Annotated in this window: 21 protein-coding genes and 1 tRNA gene; 17 read left to right on the top strand and 5 right to left on the bottom strand. The window is 69.8% G+C overall.

Annotation, left to right across the window (positions count from 1 at the left end):
- The first annotated feature begins 158 nt into the window (after positions 1–158).
- Positions 159–758, top strand: coding sequence for a gamma carbonic anhydrase family protein (locus FHS07_RS12165; RefSeq protein WP_183420136.1), 600 nt, complete (start codon positions 159–161; stop codon positions 756–758).
- Between the two features lie 94 nt (positions 759–852).
- Here FHS07_RS12165 and FHS07_RS12160 read toward each other — a convergent pair whose 3' ends face one another.
- Complete coding sequence (locus tag FHS07_RS12160; RefSeq protein ID WP_183420135.1) at positions 853–3,525, bottom strand: phosphoenolpyruvate carboxylase; 2,673 nt, start codon at positions 3,523–3,525, stop codon at positions 853–855.
- Between the two features lie 451 nt (positions 3,526–3,976).
- Between FHS07_RS12160 and FHS07_RS12155 the strand changes: the two genes are divergently transcribed.
- The 11 genes from FHS07_RS12155 to FHS07_RS12105 all read left to right on the top strand — a co-directional run bounded on the left by FHS07_RS12155 (position 3,977) and on the right by FHS07_RS12105 (position 14,402).
- Positions 3,977–4,594, top strand: coding sequence for a nucleoside triphosphate pyrophosphohydrolase (locus FHS07_RS12155; protein WP_183420175.1), 618 nt, complete (start codon positions 3,977–3,979; stop codon positions 4,592–4,594).
- Positions 4,595–4,767: 173 nt separating this feature from the next.
- Positions 4,768–6,015, top strand: a complete 1,248-nt coding sequence (gene hisS / locus FHS07_RS12150) for a histidine--tRNA ligase (RefSeq protein ID WP_221189491.1) — start codon at positions 4,768–4,770, stop codon at positions 6,013–6,015.
- A 203-nt stretch (positions 6,016–6,218) separates the two neighbouring features.
- A complete protein-coding gene (locus tag FHS07_RS12145; protein ID WP_183420133.1) occupies positions 6,219–7,028 on the top strand; it encodes an SGNH/GDSL hydrolase family protein in 810 nt (269 codons plus the stop codon).
- A gap of 97 nt (positions 7,029–7,125) precedes the next feature.
- The gene (locus tag FHS07_RS12140; protein WP_183420132.1) at positions 7,126–7,794 is read left to right on the top strand and encodes a class I SAM-dependent methyltransferase; all 669 of its coding nucleotides are present in this window, start codon (positions 7,126–7,128) and stop codon (positions 7,792–7,794) included.
- 198 nt (positions 7,795–7,992) lie between these two features.
- Positions 7,993–9,273 carry a phosphopyruvate hydratase gene (gene eno / locus FHS07_RS12135; RefSeq protein WP_183420131.1) on the top strand — a complete coding sequence of 427 codons (1,281 nt, stop codon included), beginning with the start codon at positions 7,993–7,995 and terminating at the stop codon, positions 9,271–9,273.
- Between the two features lie 242 nt (positions 9,274–9,515).
- A complete protein-coding gene (locus tag FHS07_RS12130) occupies positions 9,516–10,115 on the top strand; it encodes an FtsB family cell division protein (protein ID WP_343054704.1) in 600 nt (199 codons plus the stop codon).
- Positions 10,116–10,170: 55 nt separating this feature from the next.
- On the top strand, positions 10,171–10,689 hold the full coding sequence (locus FHS07_RS12125; RefSeq protein WP_183420130.1) for a DUF501 domain-containing protein: 519 nt from the start codon (positions 10,171–10,173) through the stop codon (positions 10,687–10,689).
- A complete protein-coding gene (locus tag FHS07_RS12120; protein ID WP_183420129.1) occupies positions 10,686–12,029 on the top strand; it encodes a S8 family serine peptidase in 1,344 nt (447 codons plus the stop codon). Before FHS07_RS12125 ends, FHS07_RS12120 begins: the two co-directional genes overlap by 4 nt.
- 8 nt (positions 12,030–12,037) lie before the next feature.
- Positions 12,038–13,426, top strand: a complete 1,389-nt coding sequence (locus FHS07_RS12115) for an FAD-dependent oxidoreductase (RefSeq protein WP_183420128.1) — start codon at positions 12,038–12,040, stop codon at positions 13,424–13,426.
- A 200-nt stretch (positions 13,427–13,626) separates the two neighbouring features.
- Positions 13,627–13,699, top strand: a tRNA-Leu gene (locus FHS07_RS12110).
- A 133-nt stretch (positions 13,700–13,832) separates the two neighbouring features.
- Positions 13,833–14,402: a LemA family protein gene (locus FHS07_RS12105; protein WP_183420173.1), complete on the top strand. Its 570-nt coding sequence runs from the start codon at positions 13,833–13,835 to the stop codon at positions 14,400–14,402.
- Positions 14,403–14,439: 37 nt separating this feature from the next.
- Here the strand turns inward: FHS07_RS12105 and FHS07_RS12100 are convergent, their stop codons facing one another.
- On the bottom strand, positions 14,440–15,681 hold the full coding sequence (locus FHS07_RS12100; RefSeq protein WP_183420127.1) for a winged helix-turn-helix domain-containing protein: 1,242 nt from the start codon (positions 15,679–15,681) through the stop codon (positions 14,440–14,442).
- Positions 15,682–15,754: 73 nt separating this feature from the next.
- Between FHS07_RS12100 and FHS07_RS12095 the strand changes: the two genes are divergently transcribed.
- Positions 15,755–16,945: an AI-2E family transporter gene (locus tag FHS07_RS12095; protein ID WP_183420126.1), complete on the top strand. Its 1,191-nt coding sequence runs from the start codon at positions 15,755–15,757 to the stop codon at positions 16,943–16,945.
- Positions 16,942–18,171 carry a threonine ammonia-lyase gene (gene ilvA / locus FHS07_RS12090; protein WP_183420125.1) on the top strand — a complete coding sequence of 410 codons (1,230 nt, stop codon included), beginning with the start codon at positions 16,942–16,944 and terminating at the stop codon, positions 18,169–18,171. Before FHS07_RS12095 ends, ilvA begins: the two co-directional genes overlap by 4 nt.
- 292 nt (positions 18,172–18,463) lie before the next feature.
- Here the strand turns inward: ilvA and greA are convergent, their stop codons facing one another.
- Both greA and FHS07_RS12080 read right to left on the bottom strand, forming a co-directional pair.
- Positions 18,464–18,955: a transcription elongation factor GreA gene (greA, locus tag FHS07_RS12085; protein ID WP_183420124.1), complete on the bottom strand. Its 492-nt coding sequence runs from the start codon at positions 18,953–18,955 to the stop codon at positions 18,464–18,466.
- A gap of 101 nt (positions 18,956–19,056) precedes the next feature.
- Positions 19,057–19,452: a DUF4307 domain-containing protein gene (locus FHS07_RS12080; protein WP_183420123.1), complete on the bottom strand. Its 396-nt coding sequence runs from the start codon at positions 19,450–19,452 to the stop codon at positions 19,057–19,059.
- Between the two features lie 59 nt (positions 19,453–19,511).
- Here FHS07_RS12080 and FHS07_RS12075 point away from each other — a divergent pair, with 59 nt between their 5' ends.
- Positions 19,512–19,787: a hypothetical protein gene (locus tag FHS07_RS12075; protein ID WP_183420122.1), complete on the top strand. Its 276-nt coding sequence runs from the start codon at positions 19,512–19,514 to the stop codon at positions 19,785–19,787.
- Positions 19,788–19,837: 50 nt separating this feature from the next.
- Here the strand turns inward: FHS07_RS12075 and trhA are convergent, their stop codons facing one another.
- Positions 19,838–20,530, bottom strand: coding sequence for a PAQR family membrane homeostasis protein TrhA (trhA, locus tag FHS07_RS12070; protein ID WP_183420172.1), 693 nt, complete (start codon positions 20,528–20,530; stop codon positions 19,838–19,840).
- A 157-nt stretch (positions 20,531–20,687) separates the two neighbouring features.
- On the opposite strand from trhA, the gene FHS07_RS12065 reads away from it, so the two are divergent.
- Together FHS07_RS12065 and phoH2 are read left to right on the top strand one after the other, a co-directional pair.
- Complete coding sequence (locus tag FHS07_RS12065) at positions 20,688–21,470, top strand: isoprenyl transferase (protein WP_425488154.1); 783 nt, start codon at positions 20,688–20,690, stop codon at positions 21,468–21,470.
- A 405-nt stretch (positions 21,471–21,875) separates the two neighbouring features.
- On the top strand, positions 21,876–23,237 hold the full coding sequence (gene phoH2 / locus FHS07_RS12060; RefSeq protein ID WP_425488153.1) for an RNA 5'-3' helicase PhoH2: 1,362 nt from the start codon (positions 21,876–21,878) through the stop codon (positions 23,235–23,237).
- Positions 23,238–23,603: the final 366 nt, after the last annotated feature.

Here is a 23,603-nt window from a genome sequence, read left to right as displayed (position 1 = left end):
GGGTGGCCATTTCGCATTTCACCCCCACCCATTAGCGAGCGCTGGTACGAGCTTTCCCTTCGGGGGAGCACGTACCAGCGCTTCGTCGTACCCGGCGCACGTCGCTTGGCCAGGCGCGTCGGCGCTACGCTGACCGCATCGAGGGAAAGGATGCCGCCATGCTCTTCAGTCACCTCGGGGCCGATCCCCGAATTCATCCTGACGCCGTCGTCGCCCCCACGGCCGTCATCAGCGGAGACGTGACCATCGGGGCGGGGTGCCAGGTTCTTCACGGTGCCGTCCTCACCGCCGAGGGCAGCCCGGTGGTGCTGGGGGAGAACACCATCGTGATGGAGAACGCCCTCGTCCGGGCCAGCTCGACCCACGCTGTACATATCGGACCGCACACCCTCATCGGTCCGATGGCGAGTATCGCCGGTGCCGACATCGGTGCCGAGGTCTTCCTCGCGACCGGTACCCGGGTCTTCAACGGGGCGGAGATCGGGGATCGCAGCGAAGTGCGGATCAATGCGGTGGTCCACGTGCGCACCGTGCTCCCCGCGGGGACCGTCGTGCCGATTTCCTGGGTCGCGGTCGGTGACCCGCTGCTCATTCTCGCGCCCGACCGCCACGAAGAGATCTGGGCCGCGCAGAAGGAGCTCGACTTCCCCGGTTACGTCTTCGGACTGGACCGCGAAACACCCGACCTGATGGTGCAGCTCACCGAGCGCTACGGCCGGAGCCTGTCCCGCCACGTCTCAGACCGTCGTCTCGACTGACAGCTCGTCTCGACGAACGCGTTCGACGTCGCGGGAAAACAGAGACGCGCCGTGACCCTTTCGGGGAGCGGCGCGTCACTGGATCGGTTCGTGCTCAGCCGGTGTTCTGCAGACCCGCAGCCACGCCGCTCACCGACAGGAGCAGCAGCCGCTGCTGCTCGGCATCCGGGATCTCCGACTCGGGCGAGGCATCGCGTAGGGCGCGGAGCGCCCGCAGCTGCAGCAGAGAGAGGGCGTCGACGTACGGGCTGCGCATCTTCACGGCGCGCTGTAGAACGGGCTTGTTGCCGAGCAGATCGCCGCCGGTGATGCGCTCGACCCACGAGCGGGTGAGCAGCATCTCGTCCATGACGAGCTGAGCGAGGTCGTCCCGGTCGCCGAGCGCGAGGTAGCGGCGGGCGATGCGCTCGTCGGCCTTCGCCAGGCTCATCGCGACATTGTCGATCATCGTACGGAACAGCGGCCACTGCTCGTACGCGTCGCGGAGACGCTGCTCATCGTCGACGGCGTCGAGTGCTGTGCCGAGACCGAACCATCCCGCGAGGTTGATGCGCGCCTGAGTCCACGAAAAGACCCACGGGATCGCGCGAAGGTCTTCGAGCGACTCGACCGATAGTCCTCGGCGTGCGGGGCGCGAGCCGAGGGCGAGGTGGCCGAGCTCCTCCATCGGCGTGACCGTGGCGAACCACGGCGCGAAGCCGGGCGCCTTCACCAGGGCGAAGAACCGCTCCCGCGAAGCGACGTCCATCGTGCGCGCGACATCGGCGAAGGCGTCGGCCGCGCCCCGGTTGCGCCGCTCGATCGAGGGGGAGGAGGCCGTGAGCACGGCAGCCGCGACCTGGTCGATGTGGCGCATCGCGATGTCGGGGTCGCCGTAGCGCGCGAAGATGACCTCGCCTTGCTCGGTGAGCTTGAACCGACCGTCGACCGAGTGCGGCGGCTGGGCGAGGATGGCCGAGTTGGCGGGTCCGCCGCCTCGACCGAGAGCGCCGCCGCGACCGTGGAAGAGGGTGAGCTCGATGCCCTCGGCTGCAGCCCAGGTCGAGATCTGCGCCTGGGCCTCGTAGAGGGCGAGGTTCGCCGCGACGGGACCGACGTCCTTCGACGAGTCGGAGTAGCCGAGCATGACCTCGAGGCGACGGCCGGTGGCATCCAGTCGGCTGACGAACGAGGGGTGCGTGACGATCTCGGCGAGGATGCCGGGGGCCGCCTGCAGGTCGGCGAACGTCTCGAACAACGGAATAACGTCGAGAACGGGGAGAGGCTCGCCCGGGCCCATCGCGTATGACGCGAGTTCGTGCACGTTCGCGAGGTCGTCGGCCGACTGGGTGAACGAGACGATGTAGCGGCCGGCGGCGCGAGGTCCGAAGCGCTCCTGCACGTAGGCGATGGAGCGGAAGACCTCGAGCACCTCATCGGTCAGTTCGCTGCGCTGTCCGCCGGCGCGAAGCTCGTCGAGCACCTTGCGGTGCACCGCCGAGTGCTGGCGGACCTCGAGCTCGGTGAGGTGGAAGCCGTACGTCTCGACCTGCCACACCAGTCTCTGCAGTGCGCCGTAGGCCTGCCGCGCGGCGCCGGCGGCGACGAGCGATTCTTGCACCGTTCGCAGATCGGCCAGCAGGTGCTCGGGGTCGCGGTACGCCAGATCGGCGTTACGGGTACGGGTCGCGGCGATCTTCCGGGCCAGCAGCAGCAGGATGCGGCGATGCGGTTCCTCGGGTGAGCGCTCGGCGATCTCCGTTGCGGCGTCTTCGTCGGCGGCACGGAGGCGGTGCCACAGGGCGACGAGGGCGTCGCTGGGCGGGGTGGTACCGGCATCCAGCGTCAGACCTCGTCCCACGCGCAGTGCGGTGCGCTCGAGGCCCAGGAGCACATGCTCGCTCGCGATCGAGGCGGCCTTGCGGGTGACGGACGCCGTGACGAACGGGTTGCCGTCACGGTCTCCACCGACCCAGGAGCCGACGCGGACGAACGGCTTCACGATGGGCGCACGGGATCCCGCGTTCTCGCCCTGGAGGATGTCGTCGATGCGGCGGTAGACGTGAGGCACGGCGGTGTACAGGGTCTCGTCGAACACGGCCATGACCGACCGCACCTCGTCGACGGGAGACGGCTTCTCGCGGCGGAGGGGAGCAGTTCGCCAGAGCGTGTCGATCTCTTCCAGCATGCGACGCTCGGTGCGGCGCGTCTCGGCCGCGTTCTCACCCGCGGCGTCGCGTTCGCCGAGGAGTTCCGACAGGCGACGGATGCTCGTCGAGATCGCTCGGCGGCGGGCCTCAGTGGGGTGCGCGGTGAAGACCGGGTGGAAGCGCAGGGCCTGGAGACGCGCGAGGGCGGTCTCTTCGCCGACCTCGCTCGACAGCCTCTCGAAGGCGCTGGCGATCGTGTCGGGGATGCCGCTGCGCGATGGCTGATCACCGCGCTCGCGCAGGACGCGCACGCGCTGATGCTCTTCGACGAGGTTGACGAGGTGGAAGTACGCCGTGAAGGCGCGGGCGACTTCGTCGGCCCGCTCGATCGAGAAGTCGTCGGCGATGGCCGCGGCTCGCTCGAACGCCGCGGACGTCTCGTCGGTGTAGGCCTGGATCGTTGCTGTACGCAGTCTTTCGACGTCGTCGTACAGGCCAGGGGAGCCGCTCTCCCGAAGGACTCGGCCCAATAGCGATCCGAGCAGGCGCACGTCGGCACGCATCTGTTCGGGGAGCTCTTGGCCGGCTTCGAAGCGGCCCACGAGGTCGATGGCCTCGGTCGGGGTCAGATCACGCACACGGCCAAGATTATCGGCGTCGCGTTGCGCGCAGATGACACGGGACCGGTGGGGTGCTCGTGCGGGGCGGCGCGGCGCCGCTTACGGGCAACGTCTCCGCGCCGAAATCCGGATATTCTCCGGGCTGCGGTTGCCCGAACACCGTCTTTCCCGCTTTCCGCAGGCGTACGAGCGCAATCTTCCGGAGTTGCGCACAGGTCATGCTCCGCCCGTACTCGCCGAGCCTCGGCGCCCCGGTGTGCAATCGGGGCCGAGTCGGACCACCACCCGTCTCGAACTCGGGAGATCTCCGCGAATCGGACAGCGTGTGACGGACGCGGGCCTGACCGGTGACGGCGCGCGGGGGCATACTCGGGGGAGCGTTTCCCGCGGGACCGGTGGGTGCCGGACGTCACGGGTCGCGGAAGGAGTTCCCGTGAGCGACGACGCCCTGCGCGAGGCCGCCGAGACCATGCACACCGTGCGCGAGCGGTGCGTGTGGACGCAGCAGATCGACCATCGCGACCTCGTGCCGTACTTGGTGGAGGAGAGCGCCGAGGTGATCGACGCGGTCGAGGCGGGCACCCGTGCCGACCTGCGCGAAGAGCTCGGCGACCTGCTGTGGCAGGTGTTGTTCCACGCCGAGATCGCCGCGGGCGACCCCGTCGATCCTTTCGACATCGACGATGTGGCGCGCGGCCTGACCGAGAAGATGGTGCGGCGTCATCCTCACGTGTTCGGGGATGCCGTGGCATCCACTCCCGAGGAGGTCCTCGTTCACTGGAACGCGGCGAAGGCGGCCGAGAAGCGTGCGCGCACGAGCGTCCTCGATGGAGTCAGCGACCACATGCCCTCGCTCGCGCTCGCGCAGAAGGTCCTGAGCAAGGCGGCGCAGACCGGGGTGCCCGCCCCGTCGCACCGGCTCGCGGATCCCGAGACCGAGGCCGAGCTGGGTGACGCGCTGCTGACGCTGGTGCATCTGGGACGCATCCGCGGGTGGGATGCCGAACGCGCCCTGCGCGAGCGCCTTCGCATTCTGCGCGCCGAGGTGCAGACCGCGGAGCGAGACCGCGGAGCACCGGCCGGCTGAGCGGCTCCTCCCGCGAGATCACCCCTCGACACGCAGGGGCACGGTGACAGTGCGCGACGGGCGATCAGCGCTCGCCTCGAGCGGACCCGGCGTCGGCCGCCCCGCCCGCATCCAGACCTGCCGCCGGAGCCTGGAACAATGGGACCGTGGCATCCGTGAACCCGCCGCGCGGCATGCGCGACTTCCTCCCCGCTGACAAGGCCCGTCGCGAGCGCGTGCTCGCCGTCATCCGCGAGCGCTACCGCGCGCACGGGTTCGACGAGATCGAGACCCCCGTCATGGAGGACTACGACCGCCTCCACGCCGGTATCGGCGGTGACAACGAGAAGCTGTCGTTCAGCATCCTCAAGCGGGGGATGGATGCCGAGGGCATCCGCGCCGCGGCCGACGACCCGGCCGCCCTCGCCGACCTGGGTCTGCGCTACGACCTCACCGTTCCGCTCGCCCGTTTCTACGCGACGAACCGTGCACAGCTGCCGACGGTGTTCCGCGCCGTCCAGATGGCGCCGGTGTGGCGCGCCGAGCGTCCGCAGAAGGGGCGCTATCGGCAGTTCCTGCAGTGCGACATCGACATCATCGGCGATGCCACCGCCCGCGCCGAGGCCGAGCTCATGATCGCGAGTCTCGACGTGCTCGACGCCCTCGGACTCACGGGCGGCTCGATCCGGGTGAACGACCGCCGCGTGCTCGACGCGATGCTCGACGTGTTCGGCTTCGCCCCCGGCGAGCGACCCGGCGTGCTGATCACGATCGACAAGCTCGACAAGGTCGGCCCCTCGGGCGTCGTGGCGGAACTCCGCGGGCGGGGAGCCGACGCGGGCGCCGTCGATGCTCTCGCCGCGTACCTCGACCGGCCGTCGACGTCGCCGTCGTTCGACGAGGTCGGTATCCGTGCGGCCCTTCCCGACGGCATCCCCGACGAGGTCATCTCCCACCTCGTGGCCCTGGGCGACACCGTCGCCGCAGCCCGAGGTGCCGATGCGCCGCTGGTCTTCGACCCGTTCCTCGTGCGCGGGATGGGCTACTACACCGGCACCATCTTCGAGCTGGCGCACCCGAGCGTCGACTACTCGCTGGGCGGCGGAGGACGTTACGACGGCATGATCGGTCGCTTCCTCGGCCAGCAGGTCCCGGCCGTGGGATTCTCGATCGGCTTCGAGAGGATCGTCGACCTGCTGCCCGACACCGACGCCGAGGGAGAGCGCTCCATCGTGCTCGTGCACGATCGAGACGTCCCTCTCGCCCGGCTGCTCGCGATGAAGGCGCAGCTCGTCGCCGAGGGCGCGCGCGTGCGAATAGAGCAGCGGGCGAAGAACATGAAGGCCCTGCTCGAGCGCTCCGCGGCCGACGGCTACACCTCGTTCGCCTCCGTCGGCACCGACACCGCAGCCGATGAGCTGGAGTTCAAACCACTGGCTTGAGTCGCGCCGGGGTGCGGTCGTCCGACGGCGGACGCCGACCCCTCCCGTGGCAGCATCCTGAGGCTGCGAGGGCCGGCCTCCGCCGCGTGTCCGGCCGGCATCCCGAGTCTTGTCGGGAACACACGGGATGCCGGGAGCCCGCCGTTGCCGCACCGTCATGCGGCGTACGCCGGGCGTTCACCAGGGGCGAGTGTCATCGGAGCATGTCTGCGCGTCGGCCCCTCACCGTGACGGCCGCGTCGTCGATCGCCGTGCTGAGTGCGGCGGCGGTGGGGCTGCGCGCCCTGCTCACGCGCCAAGCGGCGATCGCCCGGCGCCGCATCGGCAAGCCCCTCGGCGAAGACGCGCTGGATGCCGACCGGGTCTGGCGCCGTAAGAAGCATCCGGGAGAGCCGGTCGAGCTCCTGCTGCTCGGGGACTCGATCGCCGCGGGTCTCGGCGCGGGGCACCGGCGCGATACGCTCGGCGCGCGCCTGGCGAAGGGCATCGCGCGGCAGGCGGGTCGCCCGGTGCGGTTGCGCACCGTCGCCGTCGTGGGGTCCGAGACATCGGCCCTCGCGGGGCAGATCGCCGCCCTTCCGGTGAAGTACCGAGCGGATGCCGCCGTGATCGTCGTCGGTGGCAACGACGTGACGCATCGCATCCCGGCATCCCGTTCCGCCGAGCAGCTCGAGGAGGTCGTGCGAGCGCTGCGCGACGACGGCATCCCGGTGGTGGTGGGAACGTGTCCGGACCTCGGGACGCTCCGCGCGATCCCGCAGCCTCTCCGTGCGCTCGCCGCGCGCTCCTCACGGCAGTTGGCTGCCGCGCAGGCCACCGCGGTCCATCGCGCGGGTGGTCGCGTCGTCGCCCTCTCGCGGGCGGTGGGTCCGGTGTTTGCCGAGCACCCCGACGAGATGTTCAGTGTCGACCGCTTCCACCCGAGTGCCCTGGGATACCGGCGCACCGCCGAGGCGCTGCTGCCGGCGGTGCTCGCGGCGCTCGAGGCGGCCGCGGGATCAGACGCACCGTGACACGTCACCGACGTCGGGCCCGTGCGTCCTCGAACGGGACGTGTGCCTCCGCGCGGTGGGCGTTGACCGGCGCCGCCCGCGCCGACAGGGTGGGATCGTGCCCACCCACGTTGACGTCGATGCCTTCCTCACCGCGACCCTCGTCGGTGACGATCCGATGCTGGATGCCGCGTTGCGGGCGCAGCACGACGCCGGCCTCCCGGCGATCGAGGTGGCCCCCGTCAACGGGAAGTTCCTGCATCTGCTCGCCCGCATCGCCGGCGCGCGGCGAGTGCTCGAGATCGGCACCCTCGGCGGATACTCCACGATCTGGTTCGCCCGCGCCGTCGGCCCCGCCGGCCGTGTCGTGACGATCGAGGCCGAACCGGCCAACGCCGAGATCGCCCGCGCCAACCTCGAGCGCGCCGGGGTTGGCGACCGTGTCGAGGTGCGCATCGGAAGCGGAGCGGACGTGCTGCCGACGCTTGCTGGCGGGGAGGCGTTCGACCTCGTCTTCATCGACGCCGACAAGGAATCCAACCCCCTGTATCTCGACTGGGCGGCGCGCCTGGGGCGGCGCGGAACCGTCGTCGTGCTCGACAACGTCGTGCGCGGGGGAGAGGTCGCCGACGCCGACACCCCCGACTCGAAGGTCCAGGGCGCGCGCCGCGGCGTGGAGATGCTCGGCGCAGACCCCCGCTTCGACGCCACAGCCCTGCAGACCCTCGACCGCAAGGGGTGGGACGGTATCGCGCTGGCGATCGTCGTGGGCACCGCAACCTCTTGAGCCCGTCGCGAGGTCCGCGAGCACGTCGAACGGACGGCCTCGCGCCCGACGATGACGTCGAGGGCTGAGTCGCCTCGCGATTCGCGAATCCGCGGCCGACCGGCATCCGTCCCCACGGCCGCCACCCCGTGTCACTAGACTCGACGACGGACCGACGACGTTCCGCCCTCTTTCCCCAGAACCAACGAGGAGTCCTTCGTGGCACTTATCGAGGCTGTCAACGCGCGCGAGATCCTGGATTCGCGCGGTAACCCGACCGTCGAGGTGGAGGTGCTCCTCGACGACGGAATCGTCCAGCGGGCGGCCGTCCCCTCCGGCGCGTCCACCGGCGCGTTCGAGGCCTACGAGCTGCGCGACGGCGACAAGAGCCGCTACAGCGGCAAGGGCGTCCTCAAGGCCGTCGCCGCGGTCGTCGACGAGCTGGGCCCCGCCATCGAGGGCGTCGAAGCCAGCGAGCAGCGCATCATCGACGAGATCCTCATCGAGACCGACGGCACCGAGAACAAGTCGCGCACCGGCGCCAACGCCATCCTCGGCGTCTCGCTCGCCGTCGCCAAGGCCGCCGCCGACAGCGCCGACCTGCCCCTGTTCCGCTACCTCGGCGGCCCCAACGCGCACCTGCTGCCCGTGCCGCTGTTCAACGTCATCAACGGTGGCGAGCACGCCGACAACGGCATCGACTTCCAGGAGTTCTTCCTCGCGCCCATCGGCGCCGACACCTACAGCGAGTCGCTGCGCTGGGGCACCGAGGTCTACCACGTCCTCAAGGGCGAGCTGAAGTCCGCGGGCTACAACACCGGTCTCGGCGACGAGGGCGGCTTCGCCCCCGACCTGCCCAGCAACCGCGAGGGCCTCGACTTCCTCATCCGCGCGATCGAGAAGGCCGGCTTCACCCCCGGTCAGGACATCGCCGTCGGCCTCGACGTCGCCGCCACCGAGTTCTTCACGGACGGCGTCTACACGGTCGAGGGCAAGGAGTGGAGCGTCGACCAGCTCGTCGACTACTTCGCCGACCTCGTCGCCAACTTCCCCATCGTGACCATCGAAGACGCGCTCGCCGAGGACGACTGGGACGGTTGGAAGAAGCTGACGGATGCCATCGGCTCCAAGGTTCAGCTCGTCGGTGACGACCTGTTCGTCACCAACCCCCAGCGCCTGCAGAAGGGCATCGACCTCGGCATCGCCAACTCGCTGCTCGTGAAGGTCAACCAGATCGGCACGCTGAGCGAGACGCTGGACGCCATCAACCTGGCCACCCGCTCGGGCTACACCTCGATGCTCTCGCACCGCTCGGGCGAGACGGAAGACACCACGATCGCCGACCTGGCCGTCGCGGTCAACGCCGGCCAGATCAAGACCGGTGCCCCGGCCCGCAGCGAGCGCGTCGCGAAGTACAACCAGCTGCTGCGCATCGAAGAAGACCTCGGCGACGCCGCGGTCTTCGCCGGCCGCTCGGCGTTCCCCCGTTTCAAGGGCTGACCGTTCGATCCGAGGGAGGGGGAGCCGCGAGGCTTCCCCTCCCTCTCGTTTCCCGGGTCTGCGGTCGCGGGGCGTACCCGGTGGCGCATGCCCGGCGGCCGCGGTCCCGCCGTCCCGGCCGAAGACGGGGGACCCCGTCTGAGCGGACGCCGAGCCTTCGGCGCGTCCCCGGAGTGCCCCCAGGGCGCGACGTAGACTCGCCTGCGGCCCGAACGACAGCACACGGAACGAAGGAAGGGAACGTGGAACGACCGACTCTTCCTCCCGGCCGCCCCGTGGCATCCGAGGTGCCGAAGGCGAAGAAGACACCGAAGCGTGCGCCCGGCGCCCGGCCCGATCGTCCGCCGCGACCGTCGGTGCCCGAACGCCGCGTGGACGTGCGCGACTGGCTCGGCCGCGTGCGCGTCTCGGGCTTCGTGGTGATTATGCTCGGGCTGGTCGTGCTGGGCACCTTCGTGCTCGTGCCCACGGTGGGGACGTACATGGACCAGCGTCAGCAGATCCAGGCGCTCGAGAGCGCGGTGAAGATCAGCCAGTCCGAGGTCGAGGATCTGCAGATGCAGCGCGACCGGTGGTCGGACCCCGCGTACATCCGTACGCAGGCGCGCGAGCGCCTCGGCTACACCTTCCCCGGTGAGGTCGTCTATCTCATCGACAACGACCTGCCCGCTTCGGCGACGCCTCAGGAGCAGGACGACGTCAGCGGGGACGTCGGCCAGACGCGGACCGACTGGATGGCGCAGCTGGTGCGCTCGGTCACCGCGTCCGGTGCGGCGCAGGTCGCGGTGCCGACGATCGGCGTGCCCGACCCGACGCCCGCACCCGACGCTCCCGCACCCTGACGGCATCCGTCCCGCCTCCCGACGCGCAACGGAGGGGCCGGGTACCCTGGAAGCGATGACTACCGCAACTCTTCCCCCCGCCTCCGACGCCGATCTGGCTGTGCTCAAGTCGCAGCTCGGACGCGTTCCCCGCGGAGTCATCGGGATCGCCGCACGATGCGCGTGCGGGAACCCGACGGTGGTGGCGACCTCGCCCCGTCTCGATGACGGCAGCCCGTTCCCCACGTTCTACTACCTCACCCACCCGGCCGCGACCGCCGCGATGTCGGTGCTCGAAGCGGGGCATGTCATGAAGGAGTTCTCCGACGAGCTCGCCGAGAGCGAAGACCTGCGGCAGCAGTACGAGGCGGCTCACCAGGCCTACCTCCGCGACCGGGCCGCCTACGGGGAGCCCGAAGAGATCGCGGGTATCTCGGCCGGGGGCATGCCCACCCGCGTGAAGTGCTTGCACGCCCTCGCGGGGCATGCGCTGGCGGCCGGTCCGGGCGTGAACCCCATCGGCGACCGAGCCCTCGAGCGCGGCACGTGGTCGCCGGAACGCTGCCAGTGCGAGAGCCCGGGGACCGGCGGATGAAGCGCGTCGTCGTCGCCGTGGCGTCCGTCATCCTGGTGACGCTGCTGACGGGCGCGACGGCGACACCCGTCCTGTCGACGGCGGCTCCGCAGGCGCCGGCCGGCCCCGTCGCCGAAGACCCCACGGACTCGGTGCGCGCGGCGGAGTACTGGCTCGACCAGTACGGTGTCCGCGAGGCGTGGAAGACCACGCGGGGAGCCGGTCAGAAGATCGCCATCATCGACACCGGCATCGGCCGCGGCCCGACGGAGTTCAGCGGCGCCGTCGTCGGCGGCATCGACGTCTCGGGCGTCGGATCGTCCGACGGACGCACCCCCGTCGGGGCGGTGGATGCCAACCACGGCAGCTGGGTCGCCTCGCTCGCCGCCGCCCGCGGCACCGGCAACGGCCGCGGCATGATCGGGGTCGCCCCCGAGGCCGAGCTGTTGTCGATCTCGGTCGGATTCGGTGCGACGACGTCGAAGCCGTTCACCGAGCAGATCGCCGAGGCCATGAAATGGGCCGTCGACAACGGCGCCACCGTCATCAACCTCTCCCTGACGACGAACACCCTGGACTGGGACCGCAGCTGGGACGAAGCGTTCGAGTACGCCTTCGACAAGAACGTCGTCGTCGTCGTCGCGGCCGGTAACCGGGGGAGCGGCACCGACCGGGTCGGCGCTCCGGCCACGATCCCGGGCGTCTTGGCCGTGGGCGGTGTCGACCCGAGTGGCGCCGCGAGCAACAGTGCGTCGACACAGGGCATCACGATCGGCCTCTCCGCCCCCAGTGAGCGTCTGATCGGCGTCTCAGCCGACGGCAGCCTGGTGCAGTGGAACGGCACGAGCGGCGCGGCCCCCATCGTCGCGGGCATCGCCGCGCTGGTGCGTGCCGCGCATCCCGAACTCGACGCCGACAACGTCCTCAACCGCCTGATCCAGACGGCGAAGCCGGCCGCGGGCGCGTCGGCCAAGCCCGACAAGCTGTACGGCTACGGCCTGGTGGATGCCGCCGGCGCGGTGTCGTCGAGCCCGGTCGCGACCGTGAGCGAGAACCCGCTGGGGAGCCTCACGGAGTGGGTCCGTCTCTACCGCAGAGCGGACGCCGCACCGGCGCCCGAGCCGAGCGCGAGCCCCGTCACCATCCCGCCACTCCCACCCGTCGAATCGGCCCCGCAGGCGAGTTCGCCTCTGCTGCCGTCGCGCGATAGCGTGCTCTACGGGTCGTTGCCGCTCGGTGCTGCCACGCTGGCCGCTATAATGATTGCGCTCGGCGTCACTGCTGCTGCCCGGCGATCCCGACAGGCGCGCACCTCCCGCGAGCCGAGCCGCATCATTAACGAGGAGTCCCTCCCATCGTGACCACTACCGTGCCCAGAATCCTCATCGTCGGTGGGGGCTACGCAGGTTTCTACACCGCGTGGAAGCTCGAGAAGCTCCTCGGTCGAGGCGAAGCCGAAGTCACGCTCGTCGACCCGCTGCCGTACATGACGTACCAGCCTTTCCTCCCCGAGGTCGCCGCGGGCGAGATCGAGCCGCGCCATGTCGTGGTGGGCCTTCGCCGCCACCTCAAGCGCACCACGGTCATCGCCGGCAAGATCACGGGCATCTCGCACGCGACCAAGACCGCCACGATCACTCCGATCGCGGGCGACGACACCTTCGAGCAGGGCTACGACCAGATCGTCGTCACCGCCGGCGCCGTCTCGCGCACCTTCCCGATCCCCGGCATCGCCGACAACGCGATCGGCCTCAAGACCATCGAAGAGGCCGTCGCCATCCGCGACCGCCTCACCTCGAACTTCGACAAGGCGTCCGTGCTGCCCGCGGGTCCCGAGCGCGACCGTCTGCTGACCGTCGTCGTCGTCGGCGGTGGCTTCGCCGGCATCGAGGTGTTCGCCGAGCTCCGCGCCTACGCCTCGTCGCTGCTGAAGCAGTACCCGACGCTGACGTTCGACGACACGCACTTCCACCTCATCGAGGCAATGGGCCGCATCATGCCCGAGGTGTCGCAGAAGACGAGCGAGTGGGTCCTTGCCGACCTGGCGAAGAAGGGTGCGTTCGTGCACCTCGACACGCAGGTCAAGGGCGCCGTCGACGGCGTGGTCGAGCTCTCCACCGGTGAGAACCTGCCGACCGACCTCATCATCTGGACCGCCGGTGTCATGGCCAACCCCACGGTCGTGCGCGGCAGCGACCTGCCCGTCGAGGAGCGCGGTCGCATCCGCACCCGCCCCGACCTTCGCGTCGGAACCGACGAGGACATCGTCGAGGGTGCCTGGGCCGCCGGTGACGTCTCGGCCGTCCCCGACCTGTCGGGTGGCGGCGTGGGCGGCTTCTGCGTCCCCAACGCCCAGCACGCGGTGCGCCAGGGCAAGCTCATGGCGAAGAACATCGTGGCGGTCCTGCGCGGCGAGGAGCCCAAGCAGTACTTCCACAAGAACCTCGGTGCCGTTGCAGGTCTCGGCCTGTACAACGGTGCCTTCCAGTCGGGCAACATCGCCCTGACCGGCCTGATCGCCTGGTTCGCCCACCGCGGCTACCACGGCCTGGCCATGCCCACGTGGGAGCGCAAGTTCCGCGTGGTCGGCGACTGGATGCAGAACTTCCTGCACGGCCGCGAGGTCGTGTCGCTCGAGGCCGTGCAGCAGCCGCGCGCCGCGTTCGAGGAGTTCGCCGCTCGCCCGCGTCCGGCGGCTCCGGCGGCCGATGCTCCGGCTCCGGTCGAAAAGAAAGCCGAGCCCGTCGCGGCGAAGTAGAACCTTTCGTTTCGAGACCCCCGCACCCTTCCGGGTGCGGGGGTCTCGTGATTCCGGATGGGGGTCTGCGGGCCCGCGCGGTCCGGCGAAGTCGGTGTCGATACGCCGGGCCCGCGGCATCCGGCGCCGGTGCGTCGCCCACCCGATCCTCAAGATGGACCTCGGCGGGCCGGAGTCGCCCCGCGATACGGTGGAACAGGGCCCCCGTAGCCCAATGGCAGAGGCAGGCGACTTAAAATCGCTTCAGTGTGGGTTCGAGTCCCACCGGGGGTACATGACGATCCGGCTCGCCGGGATCGCCGTCGACTCGATCCAGATCCGCTGGGAGTCCATAGCACCGCCCGGCCCCCGCCCCACCCCGTAGTTACACTGAAGAGCAATCTCTCGAACGGAAGTGTGGGGACTTATGTGGGAGTGGCTCGTACCGGTCATTGTGATCGTCGGCATCCTGGTGATCGCGGGCATCTACCTCTGGGCCACCTACAACGCTCTGGTCGCGCTGAACGTGCGCGTCGACGAGGCATGGAGCGACATCACGGTGCAGCTCAAACGGCGCGCCGACCTGCTGCCCAACCTCATCGAGACGGTGAAGGGGTACGCGGCGCACGAGAAGGCCGTGTTCGAGAACGTCACGCGCGCCCGCGCCGAGACACTGTCGGCGCAGAGCCCCGCTGAGGCCGGTGTCGCCGAGGGACACATGCAGCAAGCGTTGAAGTCGCTGTTCGCCGTGGCCGAGGCATACCCGCAGCTGCAGGCGAGCCAGAACTTCCTGCAGCTGCAGCACTCGATCGTCGACACCGAAGACAAGATCCAGGCGTCGCGCCGGTTCTACAACGGCGGCGTCCGAGAGCTGAACACCAAGATCAAGGTGTTCCCCAACAACCTTTTCGCGCGCCAGCTCGGCTTCCGCGAACGCGAGTTCTTCGAGGTCATCGACGGCGCCGCGATCTCGGAACCACCCCGCGTGCAGTTCTGACCGAACACGCCCCCTCCGCTCCGGCGGAGGGGGCGCTTCAGTTCGACCGGCCGTCGGGGTGCTCGTGCCGCTCCGCCGCGAGCGCACCGGCGATGGCGTCCGACGCGTCGCCCCAGCGCGACACGGTCACCTTCTCGAGACCCTGCCAGCGCGCGGCCGCGAGAAGTTCAGCGGCGATGCGTTCCGCGGCTTCCGGGGGCGCACCGACCTCCCACCACGCCGATTGCACGCGCAGGGCGCTCGAGGCGCGGTCGGCCTTGAGATCGAGCCGGCCCACGATGTCGTCACCGACGATCACCGGCAGCGAGTAGTAGCCGAACCGGCGCTGCGGCGCCGGGGTGTAGATCTCGATGCGGTAGTCGAAATCGAACAGGCGCTCCGCGCGGTCGCGGAACCACACCACCGGGTCGAAGGGCGTCAGGATCGCCGCGGCGTCGACCTTTCGCGGCCGGGCGGCGTCTCGGTGCACCCAGGCCTTGGCGGGACGACCCGCGATCTGCCACCCCTCCACCTCGACCGGTAGCAGTTCGCCGGCGTCGACGAGATCGCGGATACCGGCCAAGACGGCGGGCCGATCTCGGATACGCCAGTAATCGGCCAGATCGGACGCCGTTCCGACGCCGTAGGCGACGGCGGCGCGGCGCACCAGCTCGGTGATGGCCTCGGCGCGGGGGACCGTCGTCTCGAGGGCGGCGGTGGGCAGCACGTCGGAGGCCAGGGCGTAGCGTCGCTCGAACCCGCGTCGCCCGGCGATCGCGACGTCGCCGAACAACCACAACCGCTCGAGACCGTTCTTGACGTCGTCCCAGCCCCACCACGCGCCCCGGGTGCCGCTTCGGGCATCGTGGTCGATCTCGGCCGGCCGGAGGGGCCCGCGCTCGGCCAACTCGTCGCGGAGCCATTGCAGGAGGGGCTGATTCGCCTCGGCCCAGGCGTCGTGACCGTACTTGCGGCGCATGTCATCGCGTCGGAACTGCAGCAGGGGCCAATCGTCGACCGAGACGAGGGATGCCACGTGCGCCCAGGACTCGACCCAAGCCGGCCGACGCGAGAACGCCAGTCTGTCGAGCAGCGCGGGGTCGTACGAGCCGAGGCGGGCGAAGAGGGGCATGTAGTGGGAACGGGCGAAGACGTTGACGGAGTCGATCTGCAGGATGCGCAGGCGGTGCAGTGCAGCGGTGATCTGACGCGTGCCGACGGTCGAGGGGCGCGGACGGGCGAAGCCCTGGGCCGCCAGGGCGATTCGGCGCGCCTCGGCGCGACGGAGGGTCGTCGTCATGTCCCTCACGGTAGCTCCGACCACCGACATCGCGCCCGCGAACGATGTCGGAGGGCGGCGGTAGGCTGGCGGAATGAGTGGCGCCGATCCCGAACCCCGCGGATCGTTCCTCGACGCCCTCAAACGGCGCACGGTCTCGAGCGATCTCCAGCCCCCCGTTCCTCCCGGGCTCCGCCAGGCCACCGCCTATGCGTGGCGGCTGCTCGTCATCGCAGCGGCGCTCGCCGTCGTCGTCTTCCTCGTCATCCAGCTCAAGCTCCTCGTCATCCCGCTGCTCGTGGCCATCCTCGTGACGGCGCTGGTATGGCCGGGGTTCTCGTTCCTGCTGCGCCACCGCTGGCCGAAGTGGCTCGCGATCATCGTGACGGTGCTGGGGACCATCGCCATCATCTCCGGGCTCGTCTGGCTCGCGGTGTGGCAGATCACCCGTGAGTTCGGGTCTGTGCGCGAGCGGACCACGCAGGCGGTCGAGCAGTTCCGCCTGTACCTCATCGACGGGCCGCTCCACCTCAGCGCGCAGCAGATCGACGATGGTCTGCGCCAGGCGGGCTCCTTCCTGCAGCAGCAGGCGGAGGTGCTGTGGACCGGTGCCCTCGCCATCGGCACGACCCTGGGCCATGTGGCCACGGGAGTGCTGCTGACTCTGTTCATCCTGCTGTGCCTGCTCGCGGACGGCGGCGGCATCTGGCGCTGGACGACCCGGCTCTTCCCCCGTGCCGCGCGCCCCGCCGTCGATGGCGCCGGGCGCGCCGGCTGGGGCACGGTCAAGAGTTACGCCCGCACGCAGTTGCTGGTCGCGACCATCGATGCGGTCGGCATCGGTCTCGGCGCCTTCCTGCTCGGCGTCCCCCTCTCCATCCCGATCGGCGTGCTCGTCTTCCTCGGTGCGTTCATCCCGTTCGTCGGAGCGGTGGCGACGGGCGCTCTCGCGGTGTTCATCGCGCTGGTCTACAACGGCCCGCTGATCGCCCTGTTCATGCTGATCGTCGTCTTGGGCGTGCAGCAGGTCGAGAGCCACATCCTGCAGCCGATCCTCATGGGCTCCGCCGTCAAAGTGCACCCGCTGGCCGTCGTGCTCGTCGTCGCCGGCGGCGCGATGATCGGCGGCATCGCCGGTGCCCTCTTCGCCGTGCCGCTCGCGGCGTTCGTCAACGTCGTCGCCGTCTACCTCGCCTCGAAGGCCTGGCAGCACGAGGGCGAAGCCCTGGCATCCCGAGATCTCATCTGGCAGACCGTCCCGCGCGAACGCGCAAGGAGACCATGAACGACACCCCCACCCTGGCCGAGTTCGAGGATGCCGCGCAGGCTCTGCGCGGCATCATCACGCGCACGCCGCTCGATGAGTCGCTGCACCTCAGCGAACTGCTCGGTGTGCCCGTCAACCTCAAGCTCGAGAACCTGCAGCGCACCGGCTCGTTCAAGATCCGCGGAGCCACCTACCGCCTTTCGCGCCTCACCGCCGAGGAGCGCGCCCGCGGCGTCGTCGCCGCGTCGGCCGGAAACCACGCCCAAGGTGTGGCCCTGGCGGCACAGCAGCTGGGCATCGCCGCGACCATCTTCATGCCGCTGGGCGTGCCGGTTCCGAAGCTCCTCGCCACGCGCGGCTACGGCGCCGAGGTCATCCTCGAGGGGGCGACCGTCGAGACCCCGCTGCGCCTCGCCGCGGAGTTCGCCGAGCGTACGGGCGCCGTGCTGATCCACCCGTTCGACCACCGCGACATCATCGTGGGCCAGGGAACCCTCGGTCTCGAGCTCGTGGAGGACATGCCCGATCTCGAGACCGTGATCGTCGGCATCGGCGGGGGAGGACTGGCCGCGGGTGTCGCGGCGGCCGTGAAGGCCCGTGCCGCCGCTGAGGGACGGCAGGTGCGCATCATCGGCGTGCAGGCGCACAACTCCGCCGCCTACCCGTCGTCGCTGGCCGCGGGTTACCCGATGCAGGTTCCGACCACGCCGACCATCGCCGACGGCATCGCCGTCGCCCGTCCCGGCGACCTGCCTTTCGAGCTCATCCGTCAGTACGTCGACGAGGTCGTCACCGTCACCGAGGACGACATCGCGCGGGCGCTCCTCGTGCTGCTGGAGCGAGCGAAGCAGGTCGTCGAGCCCGCCGGTGCCGTCGGCGTGGCCGCGATCCTCGCCGGCAAGGTCACGGCCAGCGGCCCCACCGTCACGATCCTGTCGGGCGGCAACATCGACCCCCTTCTGCTGCAGCGGGTCGTGGCGCACGGCCTCTCGGCATCCGGTCGTTACATGTCGTTGCGCATCCCGCTGCCCGACCGCCCCGGGCAGCTGGCCCGCGTATCGGAGCTGCTGGCCGGCGTCGGCGCGAACGTGATCGAGGTGCTCCACACCCGCCACGGGCAGGGGCTGCAGATCAGCGAGGTCATCCTGCAGCTGAGCGTCGAGACGCGCGGCGCCGAGCACCGTGCGCTCGTGATCTCGACGCTGGAAGACGCCGGGTTCGTCGCGACCGTCGTTCCCGACTGACCCCCGACGCGTTGGCGCCGCCCCACCGCGGGGTCGGTCTCGCGGGGGGCTTGTTTCGGGCAGCGAGGCGGCCGGTGCGCATCCCGGTGCGCGGGGGCGCGATATGTGCAGCGGGGCGGCCGGTGCGCACCCCGGTGCACATCGGGTGCCCCGGTGCGCCGGGAAAGTCTCGGCGGGGCGCCGCCGTCGGTGCGGCAGCGTCGGCGCGGGTCGGAGCGGCGCCCGTGCGCCCGTGCGCCTGAATGCCGCGAGCCGCCCCCCTCACCCGGGGGAGCGGCTCGCGAGCGAAGGCTTACTGACCCGAGTAGGTCTCGACCTTGACGATCTCGACGGCGATCTCTTTGCCGTTCGGGGCGGTGTACGAGCCCTTGTCGCCCTCCTTGAGGCCGAGGATGGCGGCACCCAGCGGCGACGCCTCGCTGTACACGTCGAGCTCGGAGTCGGCGGCGATCTCGCGGTTGCCGAGCAGGAACTTCTCTTCGCCGCCGGCGATCACGGCGGTCACGACGGTGCCCGACTCCACGACACCGTGGCTCTCGGGGGCCTCGCCGACCTTGGCGTCCTTCAACAGCTGCTGGAGGGTGCGGATGCGCGCCTCCTGCTTGCCCTGCTCGTCCTTCGCGGCGTGGTAGCCGCCGTTCTCCTTCAGGTCGCCCTCTTCGCGCGCGACCTCGATGCGCTTGGCGATCTCTTCGCGCCCCGTGGTCGAGAGGTGCTCCAGCTCGTTGTGGAGACGGTCGTAGGCGTCTTGCGTGAGGAACGTCACCTGAGCGTCGTTGGACACGGGTACTCCTTCTTCGAGGGGCGAGCGGCAGTCGCACGGAACCACCGGGCATATGTCGAACGCCCCGGCATCGAGCCGGGGCGCGTCGTGATTCCGCGAGTTTACGGCACCCAGCAGGCGTTGACAAAACCTGTCGTCGCCAGCGAGAGCGTGGGAATCGTCTCGGTGAAGGCCCGGGAATGTTCCTCGGATGCCGGGTATTCCACGACCCGCCACCCGACGGTGCCGTGGTCTTCGTCGCGGGCCTCGAGAGCGCACGCGACCGGCTGGCCGACGGGCGCCGTGATCTGGAACGTGGTGGAAACGGAGCGGTCGTCGATGACCGAGAACCCGGTGTCGGTCGCGGTGACCGACCCGGCGCTGCTGGCCACGGTGGTCCAGCCCAGGTAACCGATCGCGCCGAGGGCGAGCACGGCGACGATCGACCAGCCGAGGAAGCGTCGACGCGGCGAGCGCGTGCGCCCGTAGCGGTCGTCGAGCAGTTCTTGCGTCGTCATGGTCTCCCCGGGCTTTAGGCTAGAGTTCCAGGCTACGCGCTCCCGCAACGAAGGACTCCATGCTCCCCGTGATCGTCGCTCTCGCGACCACGCCCTCACCGGTGGTGACCCCCGATGAGTCGATCGTCACACCCGGCCCGCTCGGTTTCGCCGCGATCGCCTTCATCGCGATCGCGGTGTTCCTCCTCGTGTGGGACATGCTGCGCCGCATCCGTCGCGGTCGCTACCGCGAAGAAGTGAATGCCGAGTTGGATGCCGAGGAGCAGGCTCGCGCGGCGGCCACAGCCAGCGAGACCGACGACGAAGACGTCGACCCCACCCCGCCGCGGCGCTGACTCGCGCCGGGCTCGACGGAGGCGCGGCCCCCGGCTGCTCCGGCGTGTGCTCAGCCGCCGTGGTACGCGGGCTGCAGGGCGATGAGCAGGCACGCCGTCCAATGGCAGAGGAACGCCAGCACGGTGCACACGTGGAAGATCTCGTGGAACCCGAAGTGCCCCGGCCACGGGTTGGGCTTCTTCATCGCGTAGACGATGGCGCCCGCGGTGTAGAGCAAGCCGCCCACGACGACCAGGACCATCATCGCGACATTGGCCGCGAGCAGATCGCCGAGGTACATCACCGCCGCCCACCCGAGCGCGAGATACAGCGCGACGTAGAGCCAGCGCGGCGCGTTGATCCAGAACACGCGGAACAGGATGCCGAGCAGGGCCCCGCCCCACACGATCGACAGCAGCAGCACGGCCTTCGGCGTCGGCAGCGCCAGCACCGCGATCGGCGTGTAGGTACCCGCGATGAGCAACAGGATGTTGGCGTGGTCGATGCGTTTGAGTACCGCCAGCGTCTTCGGCTTCCAATGGAAGCGGTGGTACAGCGCCGAGTTGCCGAACAGCAACATGGAGGTCGCCATGAACACCGCCGAGGCCCACTTGGCGGGGCCGCCCTGCGCGAGCGCGATCAGGACGATGCCCGCGGCGATCGCGACCGGGAACGTTCCCGCATGGATCCACCCGCGCCACGTCGGCTTCAGCTCGACGGCGGCGCCCACCGCGCCTGCTTCGATCAAGGGGAGCTGGGGCATTTCGGGGCCGTCTGCGGGCGTCGGACGTGTCACACCTCGACACTACGTCCGCTCCCATGCTCCGGGCGGAACATGGCGCCGGCGTTCACCCGTCACCCGGGCGACGACACCGGCGGACCCGCCGTGTCGTGGCCGTCGGACGCGGTAGCGTATGCGGGTGGCGCGCGTGGGGAAGAACGAGGGGCGAGGCCCCCTCTATCGTCTGTACATCTCGCGCCTCCGTCGCCGCATGCCGGCGACCGTGCCGCACCACGTTGCGATGATGATCGACGGCAACCGCCGCTGGGCGCGTCAGCTCGGGTACGACAGCGCCGCCCATGGCCACCGCGCCGGCGCGGCGAAGATGCACGAGTTCCTGAGGTGGTGCGACGACCTCGGGGTCGAGGTGGTGTCGCTGTACCTGCTGTCGAACGACAACCTCGTCAAACGCGAGAGCAAAGAGCTGCAGGATCTGCTCGAGATCATCGCGGAACTCGCCCGTGAACTGTCTCACGAGCCGAACTGGCGGGTGAAGCACGTGGGACGCGCGCACGGACTGCCCCCCGAGCTCGCCGAGGTGCTGCACGAGGTCACCGAACGCACGCGCGGTCATAAGGGCCTGCACGTGAACCTGGCGGTCGGGTACGGCGGCCGCAGCGAGATCGTGGATGCCGTGCGCTCCATCATCGCCAAGCACGACGAGTCGGGTGGCTCGTTGGAGGAGCTCGCCGCCAGTCTCACTCCCGAGCAGATCGGCGAGCACCTGTACACGGGCGGTCAGGCCGATCCCGATCTCGTCATCCGCACTTCCGGTGAGCAACGTCTCAGTGATTTTCTCCTGTGGCAGTCGGCGCACTCGGAGTTCTACTTCGTCGAGGCCCTCGGACCCGACCTGCGCGAGGTCGACTTCCTGCGGGCGATTCGCGACTTCGGTGCGCGCGACCGCCGCTTCGGGCAGTAGGCCCTGCGGCTGAGACGGGCTCGGCCGGCGGGGGAACACCCGAGCTCGTCGACGGGTCGGGGGCGACACGCGAGTCCCGACGCCTTCGAGGGGTCTCAGTCACCTGTCGGCACGAGATGGCCGCCAGCGCCCGCGCGCGTGGCGTCTACGCGTCGAAGGTTTTACCACTCACACGGGGCGAACGGGCGGCATCCACCGAACTACTTTCGATCGTTCGGCCGCGCGAACGAGGTGTTCACGAACTCGTCATATTCGCGGCGTGTTAACGACCCTCACGGCTCTCGGAGCATCGTACGGTGAACACATCGGACACGGAGTCCGATCGAGTCGGCCATCGGATTGCGACTCGTGACCCACAGGTCGACTCGTGACAACCGGGTGGAACACCCGGGTCGGGAGTGGGTTGTGGCTACACGAGCACCGTTCGACCAGCGTCACGTCGTCGAGAGCGCGGAGTCGGAAGTGGGCGCCGATCAGGCGCTTCGCACATACGTCCTGGACACCTCCGTCCTTCTGAGCGATCCGCGGGCGTTCTTCCGCTTCGCCGAGAACGCGGTGGTGATCCCCGTCGTCGTGATCATGGAACTCGAGGGCAAACGTCACGACCCCGAGATCGGGTACTTCGCCCGTCAGGCGCTGCGCCACCTCGACGAGCTCCGCGTCGAGCACGGCCGTCTCGACTTCCCGGTCGCCGTCGGCGACAACGGTTCCCTCCGCGTCGAACTGAACAACACCGACCCCGCCGTGCTGCCCTCCGGCATGCGCACGGGCGGCAACGACAGCCGCATCCTCGCCGTGGCGATGAACATCGCCAAGGACGGCGCCGAGGTGACCGTGGTGTCGAAGGACCTGCCGATGCGCGTCAAGGCGGCATCGCTCGGGCTGAACACCGAGGAATACCTCGCCGAGCAGGCGATGGACTCCGGGTGGACGGGCATCGCCTCGATCGATGTGTCAGGCGACGACCTCGCCGACCTGTACGAGACCGAGGTCGCCGTCAGCGACGTGGTGAGGGGAATGCCGGTCAACACCGGTCTCGTGATCCACTCCGAGCGCGGCTCCGCCCTCGGACGCGTCACCGGCAAGGGCGAGTACCGTCTCGTCCGCGGCGACCGCGAGGCCTTCGGTCTGCACGGCCGGTCGGCCGAGCAGCGCATCGCGCTCGACCTGCTGCTCGACCCCGAGGTGGGCATCGTCTCGCTCGGCGGGCGCGCCGGCACCGGCAAGTCGGCCCTGGCCCTGTGTGCGGCGCTCGAGGCCGTGCTGGAGCGACAGCAGCAGAAGAAGATCATCGTCTTCCGCCCCCTCTTCGCGGTCGGTGGGCAGGAGCTCGGCTATCTGCCGGGCGATCAGGCCGAGAAGATGGGTCCGTGGGGCCAGGCGGTCTTCGACACGCTGGGTTCGGTCGTCTCGGGCAACGTGCTCGAGGAGGTGCTCGCGCGGGGCATGCTCGAAGTGCTGCCGCTGACGCACATCCGCGGTCGGTCGCTGCACGATGCCTTCGTCATCGTCGACGAGGCGCAGTCGCTCGAACGCAACGTGCTGTTGACCGTGCTCAGCCGCATCGGCCAGAACTCCCGCGTGGTGCTGACCCACGATGTCGGTCAGCGCGACAATCTGCGCGTCGGGCGTCACGACGGCGTCGCGTCGGTGATCGAGACGCTCAAGGGTCACGGCCTCTTCGGCCACGTCACCCTGACGCGGTCCGAGCGCTCCGCCATCGCAGCGCTGGTGACCGAGCTCTTGGAGGCCGGCGAGCTGTCGTAACGCTGCCTTCTCGGACGTCGACGTGAAGAGGGACCCGGGTCCGTGGCATCCGGGTCCCTCTTCGCGTCGTGCCCCGCGGGCTGCTTCGCGGTGGTGGATCACCCGCTGAGTGTCCAGAACACGCGGACCGTTCCGAGGGTCGTCCGCGTGTCGTGGACCCTCAAGAGCGGGGGAGCGGCAGGTCGCGCGGGGAAGATGAGAGCTTTCTCATCTTCGACTCCCCGGCCTCTCACGAAGAACCGGCAGAGTTATCCATGTCGACGAGGGAAACTTCGTCACCGCCTCGGCGGTTCCCCCATGGAAACAAGAGAACACGTCACGCGCAGGTCACCGCTCTTCGGGTGAGCCGGAAGACCACCGGACGCG

Origin of the sequence: Microbacterium proteolyticum (assembly GCF_014192415.1) — a bacterium.
In the GTDB taxonomy this organism is placed as follows: domain Bacteria; phylum Actinomycetota; class Actinomycetes; order Actinomycetales; family Microbacteriaceae; genus Microbacterium; species Microbacterium proteolyticum.
This window is presented reverse-complemented; position numbering and strand designations above follow the sequence as displayed.